The organism is Burkholderia lata (genome assembly GCF_902499025.1).
GTDB lineage: Bacteria > Pseudomonadota > Gammaproteobacteria > Burkholderiales > Burkholderiaceae > Burkholderia > Burkholderia lata_C.
This window is the reverse complement of the sequence record NZ_CABVPW010000015.1, coordinates 92,715-111,871: the sequence shown is the minus strand read 5'-3', so window position 1 is coordinate 111,871 and position 19,157 is coordinate 92,715. Positions and strand designations below refer to the sequence as shown.

The window sequence follows — 19,157 nt, the reverse complement described above, 5'->3', positions numbered from 1 at the left end:
CGACACAGTCAATTGATTTAATTTATCGATCGATACAGAAATCGACGAAGGAACGGATGCAATGGCTGAGCGAGGCCGACCGAGAAGCTTCGACAAGGAAGCGGCGCTGGAGCGCGCGATGGAGGTGTTCTGGCGCCTCGGCTACGAAGGCGCGTCGATGGCCGACCTGACGGCCGCGATGGGCATTGCGTCGCCAAGCCTGTATGCGGCGTTCGGCAGCAAGGAAGCGTTGTTCCGGCAGGCGCTCGATCACTACGGCGCAACGGAAGGACGGGAAATCTGGGGTGGCGTCGAGCAGGCCGCCAGCGCGCACGACGCCGTGCGGAACTACCTGATGGACACCGCACGCGTGTTCACGCGGCGATCGAAGCCGGCAGGCTGCCTGATCGTGCTGTCGGCACTGCATCCGGCCGAACGTTCCGATACGGTCCGGCAAACGCTGATCGCGATGCGCGAGCGCACGGTCGAAAACCTGCGCGAACGCCTCAGGCAAGGTGTCGCGACCGGCGAGATCGCAGCACAAGCGAACCTCGACGCGATCGCGCGGTACTACGTGACGGTTCAGCAGGGGATGTCGATCCAGGCACGCGACGGTGCGAGCCGTCGCGATCTGGAGGCCGTCGCGCAAGCCGCGCTGGCCGCGTGGCCAGCACTCGTCGGCAAGGGTGCCGCGAGCGGCGCATAGCGGCAGGACGCCGCCGCGCCGTAACGTTACTGCTTTGCCGCGTGCTGCACGTCCTTCGACGCATGCCACACGCGATAGCGCACCTCGAAGCCTTCCGGCACATAGACGACGAGCGGCAGGCGGCTGTTGTAGCGCAGCAGCTGGCCGTCGCCGCGCACCTGCACGAACCGTTGCTGCGGCTCCTGGCCCGGGCACGCCATCAGCGTCGACGCCGGCCCCTTCACGTCGGTGAGCTGGTAGTACGTATAGCCCCAGCCCTTCACGTCCTCGGCGGTCAGCTCGCCGCCGAACCACTGCTGGTTGCAGTCGGTCTGCAGCGTCTTGCCGACCATCAGCTCGACGCGCGCATCGCCTTCGTTCTCGAGCGCGGGCAGCGCGATCACGACGCGCTGCTGGCCGGCCGCTGCCTGCGGAAACATCTTGATCGACTCGGCCGGCACGGCGGGCGCAGAAGCAGGCCCGGCCACGCAGGCGGCGGCAGTCGTCACGCAGAAGGCGGCCAGCGCGGCCCGGATCGTGAATTTCATCGATGTACTCCTGAAAAACAAAATGAGCCCCGGATGCTAACACTTTCGTCGCACGACCTTACGGCGCTGTAATTTGACGACACAATTGCAAACAGCTGGCAATCCCCTTGCGCGGTACTTATAGGGGAACCAACGGAGAACATCATGCTGAAGCTCATTGCTGCCGCCGGCGTCGCCACCCTGCTGGCCGGCTGCGTCGTCGCCCCGGACGCCGGATACGGCTACGGGCAGCCCTACTATTCCGCGCCGGGCTACGCGTACAGCCCGTCGCCCGTGTACGGCACGGTCAATATCTGGGGCGGTGGCGGCGGACGCGACTGGGATCGCGGCCGGCGCGACTACCACCGCTGGGACGGCGACCGTGGCAACCGCGGCAACGGCTGGGGGCGCGGCGGCGGACACCGTGGTGGCGACTGGAACGACGGCGGCGGAGGCGGCGGCCATCGCCACTGACGCGCATTTGCAACCGTTTGTATCCGCGCACGGCCCGCCGATGGCCGACGCGTCACGCAGTTGAACGGACGGCCGCGCAAATAACAAAGGCCCTCGCATGAAGCGAGGGCCTTTTGTCGTTCGGTGCGGTGAAGCGAACGGCGGCGGCGCCGGCCGTTCACGCGTCGCGTGTCTGCCCGCTTACCAGCCGGCCGGTTGCGCGTAGCCACCCGACACGGGCGCGCCGCACACATACGCGCGCTGATAGCGATCGTAGCAATAGTTCGGGCCGTCGTCCTGGTACTGCGCCTGCTGGTAGGTCGGATAGGCCGGCTGCTGGTACGCGGGGGCCTGGTAGTACGTCGGCGGCTGATAGGCCGGTGCCTGGTACGCGGGCGCCTGATACGCGACGGGCGGATTCATCGCGGACGTCACGATCGCGCCCAGCACCGCGCCGCCGATCAACGCGCCGATGACGGCGCCACCGTCGCGGCCATGCGCGGACGCCGGCCCTGCCACGGCAAGCGAACCGGCGAGGACACACACTGCGGCAATTTTTTTCATGATGGACTCCCACGCGAAGTGGTACTGGATGCGATGCATTGTGGCGGCACCCGGCCGTAATAGATGCAGCAAGTGGTAACGCGCGATTACCGCTATCACGCACACCGAAATGCGGCGCCGCCATGCTACGATTTTCGGCATACAGGAGACGCCGTCATGCAGCCCGAAACCGCCCGCCGTTTCGATACCGAATTCGCCCCGCGCATCGCGCAGGCAATCGCCGCCTTCTTCGCCGAACATGTGCTGACCGACGTCGTCCCGTATGGCGGCCACGGGCATCCGACGCGCGTGCAGATCCGCAGCGCGCCGCACGAGCACGTGAGCGGCTTCGACCATCCGCTGAACCTCGAGCTGACCTGGGACACCGACGAAATCGAGCGGCTGATGGAGCCGGACGGCCCGCAGCGCTTCGAGCACTACCTGGCCGCGCTGCCGAAAAAGCTGGGCGCATGGCAGGGCGCGCGCGACATCGATCTCCTGTCGCGCACGCAGGCCGACCCGCTCGTGCGGCTCGGCGGCCTCGACTTCGAAGGCTGAGCGCCGGCGTCGCGCCATGCGGCCCGGTGATACACTCGACCGGCCCCGCGCCGGTGCAGTTGCGCCGGCCGGGCCGCTCATCGCCGCCTCCACCCTTTCGCATGGTTGCGCACGCAACCGGCAACCGGGCGCGCGGACAACCACGCATCTGCTCCCGCCATGAACGCCGATACCGGCCTGCCGCTTCCGCAACGCTACTGGGCGATCGTCTGCGTCGCCCTGGGCATCACGCTCGCCGTGCTCGACGGCGCCATCGCGAACGTCGCGCTGCCGACGATCGCGCGCGACCTGCACGCATCCGACGCCGCATCGATCTGGATCGTCAACGCGTACCAGCTCGCGGTCACGATCACGCTGCTGCCGCTCGCGTCGCTCGGCGAGCGCATCGGCTATCGGCGCATCTACATCGCCGGGCTCGCGCTGTTCACCGCGGCGTCGCTCGGCTGCGCGCTCGCCGGCTCGCTGCCGATGCTGGCCGTGATGCGCGTGATCCAGGGGTTCGGCGCGGCCGGCATCATGAGCGTCAACGCGGCGCTCGTGCGGATGATCTACCCGTCGTCGATGCTCGGGCGCGGGCTGTCGATCAATGCGATGGTGGTGGCGCTGTCGTCGGCGATCGGGCCGACGGTCGCGTCCGCGATCCTGTCGTTCGCCTCGTGGCCATGGCTGTTCGCGGTCAACGTGCCGATCGGCATCGCCGCGGTATTCGGCAGCCTGCGCGCGCTGCCGGCCAACCCGCTGCACGATGCGCCGTACGATTTCGCGAGCGCGCTGATGAACGCGTGCGTGTTCGGCCTGCTGATCACGGCCGTGGACGGGCTCGGTCATGGTGAAGGCCATGCGTACGTGGCGGCCGAGCTGGCCGTCGCGCTCGTCGTCGGCTACTTCTTCGTGAAGCGCCAGCTGTCGCAGCCGGCGCCGCTGCTGCCGGTCGACCTGATGCGCATCCCGATGTTCGCACTGTCGGTCTACACGTCGACGGCGTCGTTCACGTCGCAGATGCTCGCGTTCGTCGCGCTGCCGTTCTGGCTGCAGAATTCGCTCGGCTTCTCGCAGGTCGAAACGGGCCTCTACATGACGCCGTGGCCGCTCGTCATCGTGTTCGCTGCGCCGCTCGCGGGTGTGCTGTCGGATCGCTATTCGGCCGGCATCCTCGGCGGGATCGGGCTCGCGCTGTTCGCGGCCGGGCTGCTGTCGCTCGCGACGATCGGCGCGCACCCGGGCACCGTCGACATCGTGTGGCGGATGGCGCTGTGCGGTGCGGGCTTCGGATTGTTCCAGTCGCCGAACAACCGCGCGATGCTGTCGTCGGCGCCGCGCGAACGCAGCGGCGGCGCGGGCGGCATGCTGAGCACCGCACGGCTGACCGGGCAGACGCTCGGCGCTGCGCTCGTCGCACTGATTTTCGGGCTCGTGCCCGATCGCGGGCCGACGATTGCGCTCTACGTCGCCGCGGCATTCGCGGCGGTGGCCGCGGTCGTCAGCATGCTGCGCATCGCGTCGCCTCGACCGGACGCGGCGACCTGACACCGTCGCACGGCGCGCGCACCGCCTCGCGCGTCATTCAGCGTCGAGCGCGCCCATCACGAAACGCACGCGCGCCTGCACGCCCTCGCGCGGCAATTCGATCAGCCGGTAGCCATACGACGTGTAGCACTCGACCATCGCATCGTAGGTGCGCACGGCTTCCGCGAAATCCTGCCGGCGCTCGGTGTCCTGCGCATAGATGTCCGGCCACGGCGGCGCGATGAACACGCGCCCGTGATAGCGGAAACGGCGGGCCGCGGCTTCCGCATGCGCGGGTACCGCCAGCCCCGTCAGCCGCAGATAGCCGACCACGTCCGGCACGCCGCGATCGAAGAACACGGGCCCGCGCGCGTGGCGCGCGAGATCGTACGAGCGCATCTCCCAGCTCAGCATCAGCTCGGCGAACGCAGCCGGGTCGCGCCACGGCAACGCGTGACCGTCGATCGCCATCTGGTCGCGGATCACGCCGCGCCCGGCTTCCTGCGAGCGCGCGAAACCGGCGTGCTCGAGCGCATCGAGCAACGTGCTCTTGCCCGAACCCGGGCCACCGGTCACGACGAAGAAGCGGCGGGTGGCGTCGTCTTCCACGCCGGGCGCCGGTCCAGACTCACGCATGCGCAACCCGCCGGCCTGCGCGCCGCGTGACCGACGCGGCGGCCGCGACACTGCGCAAGTCGGCGACGAACGTATCGCGCCAGACCGACAGGTCGTTCCCGCGCAGCCGCGCGCGGTTCTCCTCGTGGCGCGCCTGCCGCTCCGCGAGCGGCATCGACAGCGCGCGCTCGAGCGCCTCGGCCATCTGCGACAGGTCGTACGGATTGACGAGGAGCGCGCCGGTCAGCTCGGCCGCCGCGCCCGCGAACTCCGACAGCACGAGCACGCCCGGATCGGCCGGATCCTGCGACGCGACGTACTCTTTCGCGACGAGATTCATCCCGTCGCGCAACGGCGTCACGTAGCCCACCTGCGACATCCGGAAGAACGCCATCAGCAGGTTGCGCTCGTACTTGCGGTTCAGGTACTGGATCGGCGTCCAGTCGAGCTGCGAGAAGCGGCCGTTGATGCGGCCGGCCTCGCCTTCGAGCGTTTCTCGAATGTCCTGATAGGTCTTCACGTCGGAACGCGTCGGTGGCGCGATCTGCAGCAGCGACACGCGCCCCTGCCAGCCCGGCGCGTTCGCGAGCATCCGCTCGAACGACTGGAAGCGCTCGACGAGCCCCTTCGAATAATCGAGGCGGTCGACGCTCATCACCAGCTTGCGGCCGTCGAGTGCCTCGCGCAGCATCTTCACCGGCTTGCGCGTGCTGTACTGGACGGCCGCCTGCGCGATCGCGTCGGGATGCACGCCGATCGGATAGGCGGCGACCTTCACGACGCGGCCATGCGCGTGCAGCATCCCGTCGTCGCTCGCCGCGCCGATTCCGCGCCGCTCGATGTAGTCGGTGAACGCCTGCTTGTCGGCGTCGGTCTGGAAGCCCGCGACGTCGTACGCGCACATGAACTTCACGAGCTCCTCGTGCGGCGGTACGAGACGCAGCATGTCGGGCGACGGAAACGGAATGTGCAGGAAGAAGCCGATCGGGTTCTTCACGCCGAGTTCGCGCAAGTAATGCGCGAACGGCAACAGGTGATAGTCGTGCACCCAGATCAGGTCGTCGGGGCGCAGCAACGCGGCGAGCTGCTTCGCAAGCATCGCGTTCACGCGCAGATAGCCCGCGTACTCCTGGCGGTCGAAGCGCGCGAGATCGCCGCGGTAATGGAACACCGGCCACAGCGTCGCGTTCGAGAAGCCGCGGTAATACTGGTCGTAGTCGCGCCGGGTCAGCCCGACCGTCGCGTAGGTGACGTTGCCGTCCCGCTGGATCGCGGGCTCGGTGTCGGGTGCGCCGACGATCTCGCCGTTCCAGCCGAACCAGACGCCCCCCGTTTCCTTCAGCGCGTCCATCACGCCGACCGCCAGGCCACCCGCGCTCGGGCGCGCGTCTTCGCCGGCGGCGACACGGTTCGATACCACGATCAATCTGCTCATGCGGCTTCCCCTCCTCGATTCGATTGGCTGGCGCGCGACGCGCGCCAAGGCGGACACGGCGCCCCGAAGGCGGCCGTGCGGCGATTCAGACGTGAGCAATGCAGGTGTGAAAGACAGCGGTGGAGTACGACGGCAACGGCATCAGGCGTCCTGCTCCTGGCCGAGATCCCGCTGATAGTCGAGCCCTTCCGGGCGGGCGCCGCCCTGGTTGTGATCGCCATCGGACGGCGTCTCGCCGAGCGCGCCGGCAGGGGGTGCCGGTGGCGCGTCGGTCTGCGGACGCGGTTGGCCGGCCCCTGCATCAGGCGGCCGGGGCGAAAACCGTTTCGAACGGCGCATGGCTGGGTGTCTCATGTGCGGCGCGGCCCGAGGCCGTCGTAGAAACCTTCCATAACTCAAAAGTCTAGGTCGCTTCCTTGCACCCCACGGTAACAATTGCCTTCAATTTGTAACGATTCGACCCCTCTCGATTCATCTGTCCGACAATGGCGCCGCGCGCACGCGCGCGGCCTGCCGTCCGGCGATTTGTCAAAGCTTTGCAGTTTTCCTATGACAATTGCGAAACAATGACGCGGCATGACGGCGTGCATGCGACGCCGCTCACCCAGACAGGACTTGCACTCAGGGATGAACATTCGTATCGAATCGCCGCGCCGGGCCATGCCGGCGCGCGTCGTGCTGGCCGCGATCGCCACGGCCGCACTGCTGTCCGGCTGCAACTCGCTGTACAGCGAGGGCGCGACAGCCGGCGCCGGTATCGCGGGCGCCGCGATCGCCTCCAAGGTCACCAACAACGCAGCGGTCGCGACGGGCATCGGCCTCGGCGCCGTCGCCGGCGCGCGGGCGGGTGTCCAGTACACGCAGCGCGTTGCACACCGTTACACCCAGGACCAGATCGCGAAGGCCGCCGGCCCGCTCGACGTGGGCGGCGTCGCACCGTGGTCGACGCACCACTCGTTCCCGATCGAGGACGACGAGCAGGGTCGCGTGACGGTCAGCCGCATGATCAGTGTCGGCCCGCTCGACTGCAAGGAAATCGTGTTCGCGGTCGACACGGCCGCCAAGCCCGACAAGCCCGCGCAATCGGCGTTCTACGTCGCCACGATCTGCCGCGACGGCCCCGTATGGAAATGGGCGTCGGCCGAGCCGGCGACCGAACGCTGGGGCGCGCTGCAATGAGCGTTGCGCTCCGTATCGCGGCCATCGGCGCGTTGTGCGCAGCGGCGGCCACGCTGTCGGGCTGCGGGTCGGTCGGCGCGGCGAGCGGCGCACTCGCCGGCGCGGCGACGGGCCTCGTCACCGCGAACCCGGCGGTCGGTGTCGGCGTCGGGATTGCCGTGCAGGCCGCGACCGACGAAGCCGTCAACCGGACGATGAAGCAGCTCCATCAGAACCAGCAGGACGCGATCGCGAAGGTGGTCGGCAGCCTGGCCGTCGGCGAAGTGAAGCCGTGGAAGGTGAAGAACACGCTGCCGCTGGAAAACGGCGAAGGCGAGGTGCGCGTCGCGCGCGCTTATTCGACACCGCTCGCGCTGTGCAAGGAATTCGCGTTCTCGGTGAAGGACGGCGACAAGGCCGACTGGTATTTCGCGAACGCCTGCCAGCAAGGCACGCACTGGAAGTGGGCGTCGGTGGAACCGGCGGTCGACCGGTGGGGGAATCTGCAGTAAGGAGGCGGTGTGCATCATGCATGCCGCTGCCGCCCCGGACTTCGACGATTGATCGTCGTCACATACGAGCGGGACGCTGCATCACCCTGCCCTTGATCGCGGCAGACAATGCATCGTCCGGATTCCGGAAAATCGATCCGGCTCAGCGGACGGCGTTCTCGATCAGATCGCTCAGGTAGCGCTCCAGCACACTGAACCTGACGATCGACGCATTCCGCCTCGTCGGATGGGGACTCGACGCGGCCCTGACATCGACCGGCAAATCATCCCTCAGCCACATCTCCGGAATGTGCAACCTGGCATACGTTCCGCCCGCGATGTCCTCCAGAACCATGTGTCCGCGCCACGCATGTTCGTGGAACAACCCGGATAGCGTTCTGACGAACACGAGAGCACGCTCCCCGACCTCCAGCGGCACGTTGCCCCAAGTCGGCGGACCACTGTAAAACTCGATCTCCGCCCCGAGATGATCCGGTGCGATGCACTTTCCGGTGGAATAGATGTGTTCGACCTTCGCACGAAAAACATGCGGCCGTGGCGAATCGATAACCGATACGAGCACCAGATCGTACTGTTCCGCCGCAACGGCATACAGCCCCTTCTTCTCGCTCATGGGCACCCTTTGGATCGCTGACGAGGCCTGAAGGCATCGAATCAGCGTCGCAATCGCAGGAATGCGTTGCACTCGCCTCCGGCGCCTTGCCCGTCAGCGCATCGGCGATGCGCATCGCCGGCAGATGTCCCGGCCGCAACAGACAATGCGCTCTGCTACGTCAACGAACCCGGCACCCGTTGCGGGCGCCAGGGAAAAGCCACGTGAACGTCGATTCGAAGCGATCGAACGAACCCGAGAAACCGGCATTCAGGCGATATGCGCCCGAATGCCCCGCCGACTTCAGGACTCGACGTCCTCGAGACTGAAGATCTCGGTCTGGTCGTTGTACGAGAAGATCTCGCCGTAACGGCCCCAGTCGATCACCGCGTCGAGCGTCTCCTCGGCGGCACCGTCCGACAGGAAATCCTCCAGCTCCTGCTCGAAGCGCACGCGCGGCGCCCGATGGCCCGGGCGCTCGTTCAGCACTTTCTTGATCCGTGCGGCGAGCGGCACGTGCTTCAGCAGGTGATCCGCGAACATCAGCTTGCGCTCCTGCGTGCCGAATTCCGCGAACACGCGCCCCGGCGGCGTCAGGAACACGTCGCCTTCCCGCACGTCCGCGAACCCGAGGTACTGCAGCACTTCGGCGATCGGGAACAGGTCGTCGACCTCGAGGTGCAGCGTGCGCGCGATTTCCGGCATGTCGGCGCGGCCGTGATACGGCGCCATCGCGAGCGTTTCGATCAGGCCGGCCATCAGGTTGGTCGACACCTGCGGCAGCCAGCTGCCCAGCTCGAGCCCCTTCTTCGTCGCCTCGCCGGTCTGGCGGGCCGTCATCTTCGCGTAGATGTCGTCGACCAGCTTGCGGAACGCCGGGTCGAGCCGGTTGCGCGGATGCTTGAACGGCACCTTGATCTCGGCGATCACGCGGCCCGGGTTCGACGACAGCACCAGGATCCGGTCGCACATGAACACCGCTTCCTCGATGTTGTGCGTGACGATCAGCACCGACTTGATCGGCATCCGGCCCTGCGTCCACAGGTCGAGCAGGTCGGTACGCAGCGTCTCGGCGGTCAGCACGTCGAGCGCGGAGAACGGCTCGTCCATCAGCAGGATCGTCGGATCGACGACGAGCGCGCGCGCAAAGCCCACGCGCTGGCGCATGCCGCCCGACAGCTCGCGCGGATACGCGTTCTCGAAGCCGTCGAGACCGATCAGGTCGATCGCGGCCAGCGCACGCTCGCGCCGCTCGCGCGCAGCGACGCCGAGCGCCTCGAGGCCGGCTTCCACGTTCTGCAGCACGGTGAGCCACGGGAACAGCGCGAAGGTCTGGAACACCATCGCGACGCCTTCGGCCGGGCCGGTCAGCGGCTTGCCGAGATAGCTCACTTCCCCGCCGGTCGGTTCGATCAGCCCGGCGATGATGCGCAGCAGCGTCGACTTGCCCGAGCCGGAACGGCCGAGCAACCCGACGATCTCGCCTTCGCGCAGCGACAGGTTCGCATCGTCGAGCACGAGCAATTCGCCCTGCGTCTTGTTGAAGCCGCGACAGACGTGATCGACGCGCAGGATTTCCTCACCGAGGCGCGGCGGCTGGTTCGTCTGGACGGGGGCGTTTACAGCATTCGGATTGTGCATCGCGTTTCGCTCTCAATCGGTCTCAGTCGAGCCGCAGCTTCGCTTCGGCGAAGGCATACAGCGGGCGCCACAGCAGGCGGTTGAACAGGGTGACGAACAGGGACATCACGGCGATGCCCAGGATGATCTTCGGAAAGTCGCCGGCGGCGGTGGTCTGCGCGATATAGGCGCCGAGGCCGTGCGCCTCGATCTTGGTATTGCCCCACTGCACCGCTTCCGACACGATGCTCGCGTTCCACGCACCGCCCGATGCGGTGATCGCACCGGTCACGTAGTACGGGAAGATGCCCGGCAGGATCGCCTGCCGCCACCACTGCCAGCCGCGGATGCGGAAGTTCGTCGCCGCTTCGCGATAGTCGTTCGGGTAGGACGTTGCGCCGGCGATCACGTTGAACAGGATATACCACTGCGTGCCGAGCACGATCAGCGGCGACAGCCAGATATCGGCGTTCAGGTGGAAGCGCGCGATCACGATCACGAACGCCGGGAACAGCAGGTTGGCCGGGAACGCGGCGAGGAACTGCGCAAGCGGCTGCAGCTTCTCCGCCAGCTTCGGGCGCAGCCCGATCCACACGCCGATCGGCACCCAGATCACCGACGCGATCGCGATCAGCACAGCCACGCGCAGCAGCGTGATGAGCCCGAGCACGAGCACGTGGCCGACCTCGGCCAGCGTCACGCCGGTCGACACGAAGCTGACCACGCGCCACACGACATAGGCCGTGCCGATCAACACGAGAATCGCCCACGCAATGTCAACCGTGCGTGACGCCTTCTTCTCGACACGCGGCAGCGAAAAACGCATCGCGCCCGACAGCGGCAGGCGCAGCGGAATCCGCGCGGCCTTCGCGAAGAACCAGCCCGCCGGTACCAGCAGTTGATGAATCAGGCGCGTGCGACGCACGAGGTCCAGTAGCCACGACTCCGGCGCGTTGCCCGAGCTGGTGTTCTCCATCCGGAACTTGTCGGCCCACGCGACGAGCGGGCGGAACAGGAACTGGTCGTACGCGAGGATCACGACCGACATCGTGAGGATCACCCAGCCGACCGCGCCGAGGTTCTTGTCCGCGATCGCCTGCGCGAGATACGCGCCTACGCCCGGCAACGTAATGGTCTGGTTGCCGACCGTGATGGCCTCCGACGCGACGACGAAGAACCAGCCGCCCGACATCGACATCATCATGTTCCAGATCAGGCCCGGCATCGAGAACGGCACCTCGAGCTTCCAGAAGCGCTGCCAGGACGTCAGGTGGAAGCCCCGCGACACTTCGTCGAGGTCGCGCGGCACGGTGCGCAGCGACTGGTAGAAGCTGAACGTCATGTTCCACGCCTGGCTCGTGAAGATCGCGAAGATCGCCGCGAGTTCGGCGCCGAGCACGCGGCTCGGGAACAGCGCGAGGAAGAACGTGACCGTAAACGAGATGAAGCCGAGCACCGGCACCGACTGCAGGATGTCGAGGATCGGGATCAGCACCATGCCGGCACGCCGGCTTTTCGCGGCGAGCGTGCCGTAAACGAGCGTGAACACGAGCGACGCAACCATCGCGGCGAGCATCCGCAGCGTGGTGCGCAACGCGTATTCGGGCAGGTTCGACGGGTCGAGCGAGATCTTCTGCGTCTGCAGGGTGCCGATCGGCGCCATCGTTTCGTGGAAACCGACGACCGCCATCGCGATCAGGCAGATGATCAGCGGAAACGCGATGAAGTCCCACCGGTTCGGCAGGACGCGCCACGCGGACGCGTTAGCGGTCCGGTTCGGATTGAAGAATCCGACGTCCATCAGGCGCCCTCCCCGGTAAGGCCGAACGAAGCCGGCAGTCGATGTTGATTCATGGCAAAGCGCACGGGTGCGGTAATTCGATTGACTGACGATCGCGCGCGAGCGCGATGCGCCGTGCGTGCATGCGCCGCCGCGCCCCGGGCAAGTCGGCCCGCGACGGCACGACACTACACCAACCTGTATTTCAGGTACAACCGTCCGGGAACGGCGCAGGCGGCGCACGGATCGTGCCTGGCGCGTGGGCGGATGGCGGGTACGCGGGTCGAGCAGCCCGGCCGCAGTCTTTCGGCCGGCATGCAGGCCCGAATTATGCCGTGATCCGGCCCGGCCGGGAACCCGCCAGCCGCATGCGCACGCAAACCATGTCGGGCGTCACCAGCCGGATACGACTAAGCGGGTATGATCAGGGCTGGCCCTTGGGGTCTGTTGCGGCCGTTTTGATGGCCACGCATGCGCGTGCCCTCTGTCAGCAGGCCCTGGGGATCGATCGACGAGTGGGAGGAAAGGGAATGGCAGGAAACTTGGTGATCGTCTGCCGCGATCAGGATGCCGACGCGTTCTACGAACTGATGCAGGAGTACGGGTCGTTCCAGACGCGGCTGTCGTCGACGGCGTGGTACCTGAACATGAACGTCGTGCCGGAATCGCTGCAGGAGGAAATCCTGGAGCGCCTCGGCCGGTATACGACCGTCTACATCTTCGAGGCCACCACCGTGACCTACAACACCATCGACAGCAACGCGGCCGAGACGCTCGGCACGCTGTTCGAATGATGCCGCGCGGCGCCAGCCCGGCCGGGTTGGCGCCGCAGCCGCTTATGCGGCCTGTGCGTGGGGTTCGTCCTTCGGCACGACCTCGAACGGGAACGTCATCGACACGCGCAGGCCGCCTTCGGGGCGGTTGCCGATGTCGCACGCCCCGCCCAGCCTGAGTACGAGCCGCTCGACGATCGCAAGCCCGAGCCCGCTGTGCCCGTTCCCGCCGCGCGCGGGGTCGAGCCGCACGAACGGCCGCGTGGCTGCCGCGAGATCGCGCGGCGCGATCCCGCCGCCGCTGTCGCTGACCGACAGCACGTAGCCGGCCGGCGTGCGTGCCGTCTCGACGAGTACCGGCGGCGCACCGTACGCATGCGCGTTGTCCAGCAGGTTCGACAGGATCCGGTCGAGCGTCGCCGTCGGCAGCCGGAAGCCCGGATCGGCGTCGAGCCGGGTCTGGACCGTCGGCGCGTTCGGCGCGACCGCGCGATAGCTGCGTGCGATCCGCTCGCACGCCTGATCGACCGGCACCGGTTCGCTGCGATCGGATCCGCCGTGTGCAAACACCAGGAATTGATCGACGATGTGCGACATCGAATCGACGTCGCGCACGACGCCGTCGCGCAACCGGACGTCGTCCATCATTTCCGCCCGCAGCCGCATCCGCGCCAGCGGCGTGCGCAGGTCGTGCGCCACGCCCGCCAGCATCACCGCCCGGTCGCTTTCGGCCTGCGACACCTGTTCCACCATCTGGTTGAAGCCATGCGTGAGCTGACGCAGCTCGCGCGGGCCGCGCTCGCGCAGCGGCGGCACCGGCTGGCCGCGGCCGAAGCGCGCAACCGCGCGTGCCAGCGAACGCAGCGGCTGCTGCAGCTGCCAGGCGGCGAACAGCGCGGCGATCACGCCGGCCGAGAAGATCGTGCCGAGCCACAGCAGCATCCGGTCTAGCGAGCGCGGCGGCCGCAGCGGCTGCACCGGCACCACGATCCAGTTGCGGTCGGTCGGCTCCTTCACCCACAGCACCGGCGGATGGCCGGGTGCGCCGATCTCGACGCGCGTGCCGGGCGGCATCCGCTCGCTCACGTCGTCGCGGAACCGCTTGAGCGCCGCCGGCAGGCTCGACGGGTCGCCATTCGGCACGTCGGCGCTGTCCGGCGTCACGAGCCGCACACGCGACGGCAACGGCTGGTCAGGCGTGCGCTCGACGTGCTGGCGCACGGCGTCGACCAGGAACGCGGCCTCTTCGACCGCGTAGCGCGTCTGCATCTGGCTGCGCTCGAGCCGCATCGCGAAAAACCACGCGAAGTGCGACAGGAGCAGGACACCGATGACGAGCAGCGCCAGCCGCCCGAACAGTGAATCAATGGGTTTGCGCATGGGCCTCGCCGTCGGGCACGAACACGTAGCCGCGCCCGCGGACCGTCTGGATGAAGCGCGGCGTCGACGGATCCGTTTCGAGGATGCGGCGCAGGCGCCACACCTGGACGTCGATGCCGCGGTCGGTGCCGTCGTACTCGGGCCCGTGCAGCAGCTCGAGCAGCCGCTCGCGCGTGAGCGTGCGCAGCGCATGGTTCACGAAGATCTTCAGCAGCGCGAATTCGCTGCTCGACAGCGTGGCCGGCTTGCCGTCGACCGACAGCGTGCGCGCCTGGAAGTCGAGCACGAAGCGACCGAACGCGAACGGCTCGCGCTGTTCGGGTGCCGCGGCCGACGGCGTCGCGCGGCGGCGGCGCAGCACGGCCTGCACGCGCGCGAGCAGCTCGCGCGGGTTGAACGGCTTGCCGAGGTAGTCGTCCGCGCCGAGCTCGAGCCCGACGATGCGGTCGACGTCGTCCGCACGCGCGGTCAGCATGATCACGGGGATGTCGTCGCCGGCCGCGCGCAGCTGGCGCAGCGCGGTCAGGCCGTCGACGCCCGGCATCATCAGGTCCAGCACGATCAGGTCGGGCCGCTCGCGCTCGAGGCGCTTCTCGAGCGTCGCCGCGTCGTGCAGCACGGACACTTCCATCCCCTGGCGCACGAGGTAGTCGCGCAGCAGGTCTCGGAGTTCTTGGTCGTCGTCGACGATGAGGATCTGGGTAGTCATGGCTCGAAGTTTACCGCGCGAGGGCGGAGTCAAAGAACGAAACAAAGGGACGAAAGGGTTACTGCGGGTTACCGCGCAAGGGAACTGTAATGCGCGGTAACCCGGCCACCGCCCCACGTAACACCGGCTGCGGCCTGCATCGCTAACCTGCGTCTTACCGGATGCGGTACTCGGCTTTCCCCGTACCGCATCGCCGGACCCTTTGGATACAAGGAGTTTCTGAAATGTATAAGAAGACTTCCCGCGTGGCCATCGCTGCCGCCACCGTGCTCGCTCTCGCATTCGGCACCGCGCATGCCCAATCGGCCGATGCGCCGCCGCCGGGCGGCCCCGGCGCCCACCAGATGCACGGCGGGCACGAAGGCGGCCCGTTCGGCGCGATCATGAAACTGCATGACCAGCTGAAGCTCAACGCGTCGCAGGAACAGCAATGGCAGGCGGCCGTCAACACGATGAAGCAGAACCGTGCCGCGATGCGCAAGAGCCACGAGCAGATGCGCGAGCAGTTCAAGGCGCAGCAGAACCAGCCGATCCTCGACCTGAGCGCGATGCACTCGGCACGCCAGCAGGCCGAGGCGCAGAACGCACAACTGCGCGAGCAGTCGTCGGCCGCGTGGCTCACGTTCTACAACGGGCTGAACGACCAGCAGAAGACGATGGTCAGCACGGCGCTCAAGCAGCAGTTCGCGAAGATGGAGCAGCGCCACGAGAAGATGAAGGAGCGCTGGGAGCAGCATCGCGCGGCCAAGGCCGCGTCGGCGCCGGCGCAGTAAGCCGGCGGGCCGCTCCGCGGAGCGGCACCGAGGGGGACGCGGGCACCGGCCCGCGTCCCCTTTTTGCGTTTCAGGCGACGTCGAACAGCAGCACTTCGGCCGCCCGGCCGCGCGCGAACGCCACCGCGTCCACGCCGCCGATCCGCGCGCCGTCGCCCGCGGCCAGCGCGCAGCCGTTCACCTCGACGTCGCCGCGCACCACGTGCACGTACGCGCGGCGGCCGGCCGGCACATCGAACGCCGCCGCCTCGTCGCCGTCGATCAGCCCCGCGAAGATGCGTGCGTCCGCCCCCATCGGCAGCGCACCGTCGCCACCGTCCGGCGCCGCGACGAGCCGCAACCGGCCGCGTTTTTCTTCGTCGGCAAAGTGTGTCTGCACGTAGCCGGGCCGGCCGCCCGCCCCGGCCGGCGCGAGCCAGATCCGCAGCAGGCGCAACGGCTCGTCACGCGACGCGTTGGTTTCACTCAGCATGACGCCCGTGCCGGCGCTCATGCGCTGCACGCCGCCCGCGCGCACGATCGCCCCGTTGCCAAGGCTGTCGCGATGCGCGAGCGCCCCGCCGAGCACGTAGGTGACGATTTCCGCATCACGGTACGGCCGCATCCCGTAGCCGCGGGTCGGCGCGATGCATTCCTCGTTCAGTTCACGCAACGCGCCAAACGCCGGCGGCCCGCTCCGGCCGGACGCACAAGGAAAGCTGTGAAGGAATTCATGCCAGCCATGGCTGCGCTGGTCGCGATCGGCCGCGCGGCGGATCTGGAACATGGGACGGACACTCCGTGGGATGTGTTGTTCTGGCATGCCGTCACTGTATGAGTGTGCCAATCGCGCCACAATCCGCTGCCCGCGCACTGCATCGTTGCACCCGCAGATGCAATCGATGCAATGTCCATTGCGAATACGCCGATTATCGCAACAGCCGGATCAATGCGTCGAAGAATCGATCGGTCGGCCCGGATTGCCGGTTTCCGGGTATCGCGTTCGGGTAAAATACCGCCCTTTTGGCGTTCGCCCTTCCGGCGGCCGCCATCGCCAGAGCGCCGATCGGCGATTTTTGGCCGTCTAGAATACGCCGCGGCGCCCGGTCCGACCGGCCGCGAGCGCTCCCGGAAAGTCAGCAACAGAAGGATCGAAATGAAGAAGGCCGCCCTGTGCGCCGCCCTCGCCCTCATGGCGGGCAGCGCCTTCGCGAAGGAGTGGAAGACCGTGCGGATCGGCGTCGACGCCAGCTACCCGCCGTTCGAGTCGACCGCGCCGAGCGGCGAGATCGTCGGTTTCGACGTCGATCTCACCAAGGAAATCTGCAAGCGGATCAACGTGAAATGCGTGTGGGTCGCGCAGGATCTCGACGGGATCATCCCGGCGCTGAAGGCGAAGAAGTACGACGTCATCGTGTCGTCGCTGACCGTCACGGACAAGCGCCGCGAACAGATCGACTTCTCCGACAAGGTTTACGACGCGCCGGCGCGGATGATCGCGAAGACCGGCTCGCCGCTGCTGCCGACGATCGCGTCGCTGAAGGGCAAGCGCGTGGGCGTCGAGCAGGGCTCGACGCAGGAAACCTACGCGAAGGCGTACTGGGAGCCGCAGGGCGTGACGATCATTCCTTACCAGAACCAGGACCAGGTCTATGCCGATCTCGGATCGGGCCGTCTCGACGCGACGCTGCAGGACGAGCTGCAGGCCGACTACGGCTTCCTGCGCACGCCGCGCGGCAAGGGCTTCGCGTTCGCCGGGCCGGAAGTGAAGGATCCGAAGACGATCGGCGACGGCACCGCGATCGGCCTGCGCAAGGAAGATACGGACCTGAAGCTCAAGATCAACAAGGCGCTGGCCGACATGCACAAGGACGGCACGTACGACCGGCTGTCGCACAAGTATTTCGCGTTCAGCGTCTATTCGGCCTCCGCTCGCTGAGCGCCTGAAAGAAGAAACAACGGATGCGGGGGCGGCCCCGTATCCGGGCAGTACAGGCAGTCAACCACGCGCCGCCCGCCCCCTTGCCCGCCGTTCGCGCGACGGGCTGGCCCGGCACCGATGCCGGGGCGGACGGTCATGATACGCACGGGGCGTTCCGCGCAGCTTGGCGGGCGCGTCTTTCGCGGCGCACCGCGTGCGCCCTAAGGGACCACACCAGGGACCACATATGTTTCTACAAGGTTACGGCCCGCTGATCCTCGCTGGCACCTGGCAAACCGTCAAACTGGCGGTGCTTTCGCTTGCGCTGTCGTTCCTGCTGGGCCTGCTCGGCGCGGGCGCGAAGCTGTCGCGCAACCGCTTCACGAACGGCGTCGGCACCGTCTACACGACGCTGATCCGCGGCGTGCCCGACCTCGTGCTGATGCTGCTGCTGTTCTACAGCCTGCAGATCTGGCTGAACATGGCGACCGACGCGCTCGGCTGGGACCAGATCGACATCGACCCGTTCCTCGCCGGCGTGCTCGTGCTCGGCTTCATCTACGGCGCGTACTTCACCGAGACGTTCCGCGGCGCGTTCCTGTCGGTGCCGCGTGGCCAGCTCGAGGCCGGCAGCGCGTACGGGATGACGAACTGGCAGGTGTTCACGCGGATCATGTTCCCGCAGATGATGCGCTTCGCGCTGCCCGGCATCGGCAACAACTGGCAGGTGCTCGTGAAGTCGACCGCGCTCGTGTCGATCATCGGCCTCGCCGACGTCGTGAAGGCGTCGCAGGACGCCGGCAAGGGCACGCTGCGGTTCTTCTTCTTCACGCTGATCGCGGGTGCCGTCTACCTCGCGATCACGACGATCTCGAACTTCGTGCTGATGTGGCTCGAAAAGCGCTACTCGACCGGCGTCCGCAAGGCTGACCTATGATCGAACTCATCCAAGAATACTGGCGCAACTATCTCTACACCGACGGCTATCGCATCACCGGTGTCGCGATCACGCTGTGGCTGCTGGTCGTGTCGATCGGCCTCGGCTTCTGCCTGTCGATACCGCTCGCGGTCGCGCGCGTGTCGAAGAAGAAGTGGCTGGCGGGCGCCGTGTGGCTCTACACGTACGTGTTCCGCGGCACGCCGCTCTACGTGCAGCTGCTGCTCTGCTACACGGGCCTCTACAGCCTGCAGGCCGTGCGCGGCACGCCGATGCTCGACGCGTTCTTCCGCGACGGGATGCACTGCACGCTGCTCGCGTTCACGCTGAACACCTGCGCGTACACCACCGAGATCTTCGCGGGCGCGATCAAGGCGACCTCCTACGGCGAGATCGAAGCCGCGCGTGCGTACGGGATGTCCCCGTTCACGATGTACCGCCGCGTGATCCTGCCGTCGGCGCTGCGCCGCGCGCTGCCGCTGTACAGCAACGAAGTGATCCTGATGCTGCACGCAACCACCGTCGCCTTCACCGCGACCGTGCCGGACATCCTGAAGATCGCCCGCGACGTGAACTCGGCGACCTACATGTCGTTCCATGCGTTCGGCATCGCCGCCCTGCTCTATCTCGTGATCTCGTTCACGCTCGTCTGGCTGTTCCGTCAGGCCGAGCGCCGCTGGCTCGCGTATCTGCGCCCGCAAGGCAAGTAAGTTTTCGCAGGA

At 67.4% G+C, this 19,157-nt stretch carries 22 protein-coding genes; 11 read left to right on the top strand and 11 right to left on the bottom strand.

The features are described from left to right. Positions 1-61: 61 nt before the first annotated feature. A complete protein-coding gene (locus BDI24065_RS17175; RefSeq protein ID WP_175032282.1) occupies positions 62-685 on the top strand; it encodes a TetR/AcrR family transcriptional regulator in 624 nt (207 codons plus the stop codon). 26 nt (positions 686-711) lie between these two features. Here BDI24065_RS17175 and eco read toward each other — a convergent pair whose 3' ends face one another. Beyond that, a complete protein-coding gene (eco, locus tag BDI24065_RS17170) occupies positions 712-1,212 on the bottom strand; it encodes a serine protease inhibitor ecotin (RefSeq protein ID WP_175032281.1) in 501 nt (166 codons plus the stop codon). Positions 1,213-1,356: 144 nt separating this feature from the next. Between eco and BDI24065_RS17165 the strand changes: the two genes are divergently transcribed. Then, a complete protein-coding gene (locus tag BDI24065_RS17165; protein ID WP_175032280.1) occupies positions 1,357-1,665 on the top strand; it encodes a hypothetical protein in 309 nt (102 codons plus the stop codon). 180 nt (positions 1,666-1,845) lie between these two features. On the opposite strand, the gene BDI24065_RS17160 is transcribed toward BDI24065_RS17165, so the two are convergent. Continuing rightward, on the bottom strand, positions 1,846-2,247 hold the full coding sequence (locus tag BDI24065_RS17160) for a hypothetical protein (RefSeq protein ID WP_011352835.1): 402 nt from the start codon (positions 2,245-2,247) through the stop codon (positions 1,846-1,848). Positions 2,248-2,364: 117 nt separating this feature from the next. Here BDI24065_RS17160 and BDI24065_RS17155 point away from each other — a divergent pair, with 117 nt between their 5' ends. Continuing rightward, complete coding sequence (locus tag BDI24065_RS17155; protein ID WP_043189678.1) at positions 2,365-2,745, top strand: DUF5594 family protein; 381 nt, start codon at positions 2,365-2,367, stop codon at positions 2,743-2,745. A 159-nt stretch (positions 2,746-2,904) separates the two neighbouring features. Continuing rightward, a complete protein-coding gene (locus BDI24065_RS17150) occupies positions 2,905-4,272 on the top strand; it encodes an MFS transporter (RefSeq protein WP_175032279.1) in 1,368 nt (455 codons plus the stop codon). A gap of 33 nt (positions 4,273-4,305) precedes the next feature. Here BDI24065_RS17150 and BDI24065_RS17145 read toward each other — a convergent pair whose 3' ends face one another. The 3 genes from BDI24065_RS17145 to BDI24065_RS17135 form a co-directional block, all read right to left on the bottom strand. Next, positions 4,306-4,887 (bottom strand): AAA family ATPase, encoded by a 582-nt coding sequence (locus tag BDI24065_RS17145; protein WP_175032278.1) that lies wholly within the window; start codon positions 4,885-4,887, stop codon positions 4,306-4,308. Further along, on the bottom strand, positions 4,880-6,301 hold the full coding sequence (otsA, locus tag BDI24065_RS17140; RefSeq protein ID WP_175032277.1) for an alpha,alpha-trehalose-phosphate synthase (UDP-forming): 1,422 nt from the start codon (positions 6,299-6,301) through the stop codon (positions 4,880-4,882). The genes BDI24065_RS17145 and otsA overlap by 8 nt, the downstream gene beginning before the upstream one ends. A gap of 141 nt (positions 6,302-6,442) precedes the next feature. After that, positions 6,443-6,640: a hypothetical protein gene (locus BDI24065_RS17135; protein WP_175032276.1), complete on the bottom strand. Its 198-nt coding sequence runs from the start codon at positions 6,638-6,640 to the stop codon at positions 6,443-6,445. Positions 6,641-6,928: 288 nt separating this feature from the next. On the opposite strand from BDI24065_RS17135, the gene BDI24065_RS17130 reads away from it, so the two are divergent. After that, a complete protein-coding gene (locus BDI24065_RS17130) occupies positions 6,929-7,480 on the top strand; it encodes a hypothetical protein (protein WP_175032275.1) in 552 nt (183 codons plus the stop codon). Further along, positions 7,477-7,971 (top strand): hypothetical protein, encoded by a 495-nt coding sequence (locus BDI24065_RS17125; RefSeq protein ID WP_175032274.1) that lies wholly within the window; start codon positions 7,477-7,479, stop codon positions 7,969-7,971. Before BDI24065_RS17130 ends, BDI24065_RS17125 begins: the two co-directional genes overlap by 4 nt. A 142-nt stretch (positions 7,972-8,113) precedes the next feature. On the opposite strand, the gene BDI24065_RS17120 is transcribed toward BDI24065_RS17125, so the two are convergent. The 3 genes from BDI24065_RS17120 to BDI24065_RS17110 all read right to left on the bottom strand — a co-directional run bounded on the left by BDI24065_RS17120 (position 8,114) and on the right by BDI24065_RS17110 (position 11,984). Beyond that, on the bottom strand, positions 8,114-8,584 hold the full coding sequence (locus BDI24065_RS17120; protein ID WP_175032273.1) for a hypothetical protein: 471 nt from the start codon (positions 8,582-8,584) through the stop codon (positions 8,114-8,116). A gap of 282 nt (positions 8,585-8,866) precedes the next feature. After that, the gene (locus tag BDI24065_RS17115; RefSeq protein WP_175032272.1) at positions 8,867-10,204 is read right to left on the bottom strand and encodes an ABC transporter ATP-binding protein; all 1,338 of its coding nucleotides are present in this window, start codon (positions 10,202-10,204) and stop codon (positions 8,867-8,869) included. A 22-nt stretch (positions 10,205-10,226) separates the two neighbouring features. After that, positions 10,227-11,984, bottom strand: coding sequence for an ABC transporter permease (locus BDI24065_RS17110; protein WP_175032271.1), 1,758 nt, complete (start codon positions 11,982-11,984; stop codon positions 10,227-10,229). A 509-nt stretch (positions 11,985-12,493) separates the two neighbouring features. On the opposite strand from BDI24065_RS17110, the gene BDI24065_RS17105 reads away from it, so the two are divergent. Next, positions 12,494-12,757, top strand: a complete 264-nt coding sequence (locus BDI24065_RS17105) for a double-stranded DNA-specific endonuclease (RefSeq protein ID WP_011352846.1) — start codon at positions 12,494-12,496, stop codon at positions 12,755-12,757. Between the two features lie 42 nt (positions 12,758-12,799). Here the strand turns inward: BDI24065_RS17105 and BDI24065_RS17100 are convergent, their stop codons facing one another. Further along, entirely contained in the window at positions 12,800-14,116 is a 1,317-nt protein-coding gene (locus BDI24065_RS17100; RefSeq protein WP_175032270.1) for an ATP-binding protein, read from the bottom strand. After that, the gene (locus tag BDI24065_RS17095; RefSeq protein ID WP_009693256.1) at positions 14,100-14,825 is read right to left on the bottom strand and encodes a response regulator; all 726 of its coding nucleotides are present in this window, start codon (positions 14,823-14,825) and stop codon (positions 14,100-14,102) included. Before BDI24065_RS17095 ends, BDI24065_RS17100 begins: the two co-directional genes overlap by 17 nt. A gap of 224 nt (positions 14,826-15,049) precedes the next feature. On the opposite strand from BDI24065_RS17095, the gene BDI24065_RS17090 reads away from it, so the two are divergent. Next, on the top strand, positions 15,050-15,598 hold the full coding sequence (locus BDI24065_RS17090) for a periplasmic heavy metal sensor (protein ID WP_175032269.1): 549 nt from the start codon (positions 15,050-15,052) through the stop codon (positions 15,596-15,598). Positions 15,599-15,668: 70 nt separating this feature from the next. On the opposite strand, the gene BDI24065_RS17085 is transcribed toward BDI24065_RS17090, so the two are convergent. Beyond that, on the bottom strand, positions 15,669-16,364 hold the full coding sequence (locus BDI24065_RS17085; protein WP_175032268.1) for a pirin family protein: 696 nt from the start codon (positions 16,362-16,364) through the stop codon (positions 15,669-15,671). Between the two features lie 369 nt (positions 16,365-16,733). Here BDI24065_RS17085 and BDI24065_RS17080 point away from each other — a divergent pair, with 369 nt between their 5' ends. The 3 genes from BDI24065_RS17080 (at position 16,734) to BDI24065_RS17070 (ending at position 19,145) form a co-directional block, all read left to right on the top strand. Next, positions 16,734-17,516, top strand: coding sequence for an ABC transporter substrate-binding protein (locus tag BDI24065_RS17080; protein ID WP_069249346.1), 783 nt, complete (start codon positions 16,734-16,736; stop codon positions 17,514-17,516). Between the two features lie 229 nt (positions 17,517-17,745). Continuing rightward, the gene (locus BDI24065_RS17075; protein ID WP_021158491.1) at positions 17,746-18,435 is read left to right on the top strand and encodes an ABC transporter permease; all 690 of its coding nucleotides are present in this window, start codon (positions 17,746-17,748) and stop codon (positions 18,433-18,435) included. Next, on the top strand, positions 18,432-19,145 hold the full coding sequence (locus BDI24065_RS17070; protein ID WP_175032267.1) for an ABC transporter permease: 714 nt from the start codon (positions 18,432-18,434) through the stop codon (positions 19,143-19,145). The genes BDI24065_RS17075 and BDI24065_RS17070 overlap by 4 nt, the downstream gene beginning before the upstream one ends. The last annotated feature ends 12 nt before the right edge of the window (positions 19,146-19,157 follow it).

Coding starts and splice junctions, on each gene's coding strand:
- BDI24065_RS17110 (WP_175032271.1), bottom strand. CDS start 11,984: ATGGACGTCGGATTCTTCAATCCGAACCGGACCGCTAACGCGTCCGCG.
- BDI24065_RS17070 (WP_175032267.1), top strand. CDS start 18,432: ATGATCGAACTCATCCAAGAATACTGGCGCAACTATCTCTACACCGAC.
- BDI24065_RS17105 (WP_011352846.1), top strand. CDS start 12,494: ATGGCAGGAAACTTGGTGATCGTCTGCCGCGATCAGGATGCCGACGCG.
- BDI24065_RS17160 (WP_011352835.1), bottom strand. CDS start 2,247: ATGCATCGCATCCAGTACCACTTCGCGTGGGAGTCCATCATGAAAAAA.
- otsA (WP_175032277.1), bottom strand. CDS start 6,301: ATGAGCAGATTGATCGTGGTATCGAACCGTGTCGCCGCCGGCGAAGAC.
- BDI24065_RS17120 (WP_175032273.1), bottom strand. CDS start 8,584: ATGAGCGAGAAGAAGGGGCTGTATGCCGTTGCGGCGGAACAGTACGAT.
- BDI24065_RS17080 (WP_069249346.1), top strand. CDS start 16,734: ATGAAGAAGGCCGCCCTGTGCGCCGCCCTCGCCCTCATGGCGGGCAGC.
- BDI24065_RS17115 (WP_175032272.1), bottom strand. CDS start 10,204: ATGCACAATCCGAATGCTGTAAACGCCCCCGTCCAGACGAACCAGCCG.
- BDI24065_RS17075 (WP_021158491.1), top strand. CDS start 17,746: ATGTTTCTACAAGGTTACGGCCCGCTGATCCTCGCTGGCACCTGGCAA.
- BDI24065_RS17135 (WP_175032276.1), bottom strand. CDS start 6,640: ATGCGCCGTTCGAAACGGTTTTCGCCCCGGCCGCCTGATGCAGGGGCC.
- BDI24065_RS17100 (WP_175032270.1), bottom strand. CDS start 14,116: ATGCGCAAACCCATTGATTCACTGTTCGGGCGGCTGGCGCTGCTCGTC.
- BDI24065_RS17150 (WP_175032279.1), top strand. CDS start 2,905: ATGAACGCCGATACCGGCCTGCCGCTTCCGCAACGCTACTGGGCGATC.
- BDI24065_RS17090 (WP_175032269.1), top strand. CDS start 15,050: ATGTATAAGAAGACTTCCCGCGTGGCCATCGCTGCCGCCACCGTGCTC.
- BDI24065_RS17130 (WP_175032275.1), top strand. CDS start 6,929: ATGAACATTCGTATCGAATCGCCGCGCCGGGCCATGCCGGCGCGCGTC.
- eco (WP_175032281.1), bottom strand. CDS start 1,212: ATGAAATTCACGATCCGGGCCGCGCTGGCCGCCTTCTGCGTGACGACT.
- BDI24065_RS17145 (WP_175032278.1), bottom strand. CDS start 4,887: ATGCGTGAGTCTGGACCGGCGCCCGGCGTGGAAGACGACGCCACCCGC.
- BDI24065_RS17165 (WP_175032280.1), top strand. CDS start 1,357: ATGCTGAAGCTCATTGCTGCCGCCGGCGTCGCCACCCTGCTGGCCGGC.
- BDI24065_RS17175 (WP_175032282.1), top strand. CDS start 62: ATGGCTGAGCGAGGCCGACCGAGAAGCTTCGACAAGGAAGCGGCGCTG.
- BDI24065_RS17155 (WP_043189678.1), top strand. CDS start 2,365: ATGCAGCCCGAAACCGCCCGCCGTTTCGATACCGAATTCGCCCCGCGC.
- BDI24065_RS17095 (WP_009693256.1), bottom strand. CDS start 14,825: ATGACTACCCAGATCCTCATCGTCGACGACGACCAAGAACTCCGAGAC.
- BDI24065_RS17125 (WP_175032274.1), top strand. CDS start 7,477: ATGAGCGTTGCGCTCCGTATCGCGGCCATCGGCGCGTTGTGCGCAGCG.
- BDI24065_RS17085 (WP_175032268.1), bottom strand. CDS start 16,364: ATGTTCCAGATCCGCCGCGCGGCCGATCGCGACCAGCGCAGCCATGGC.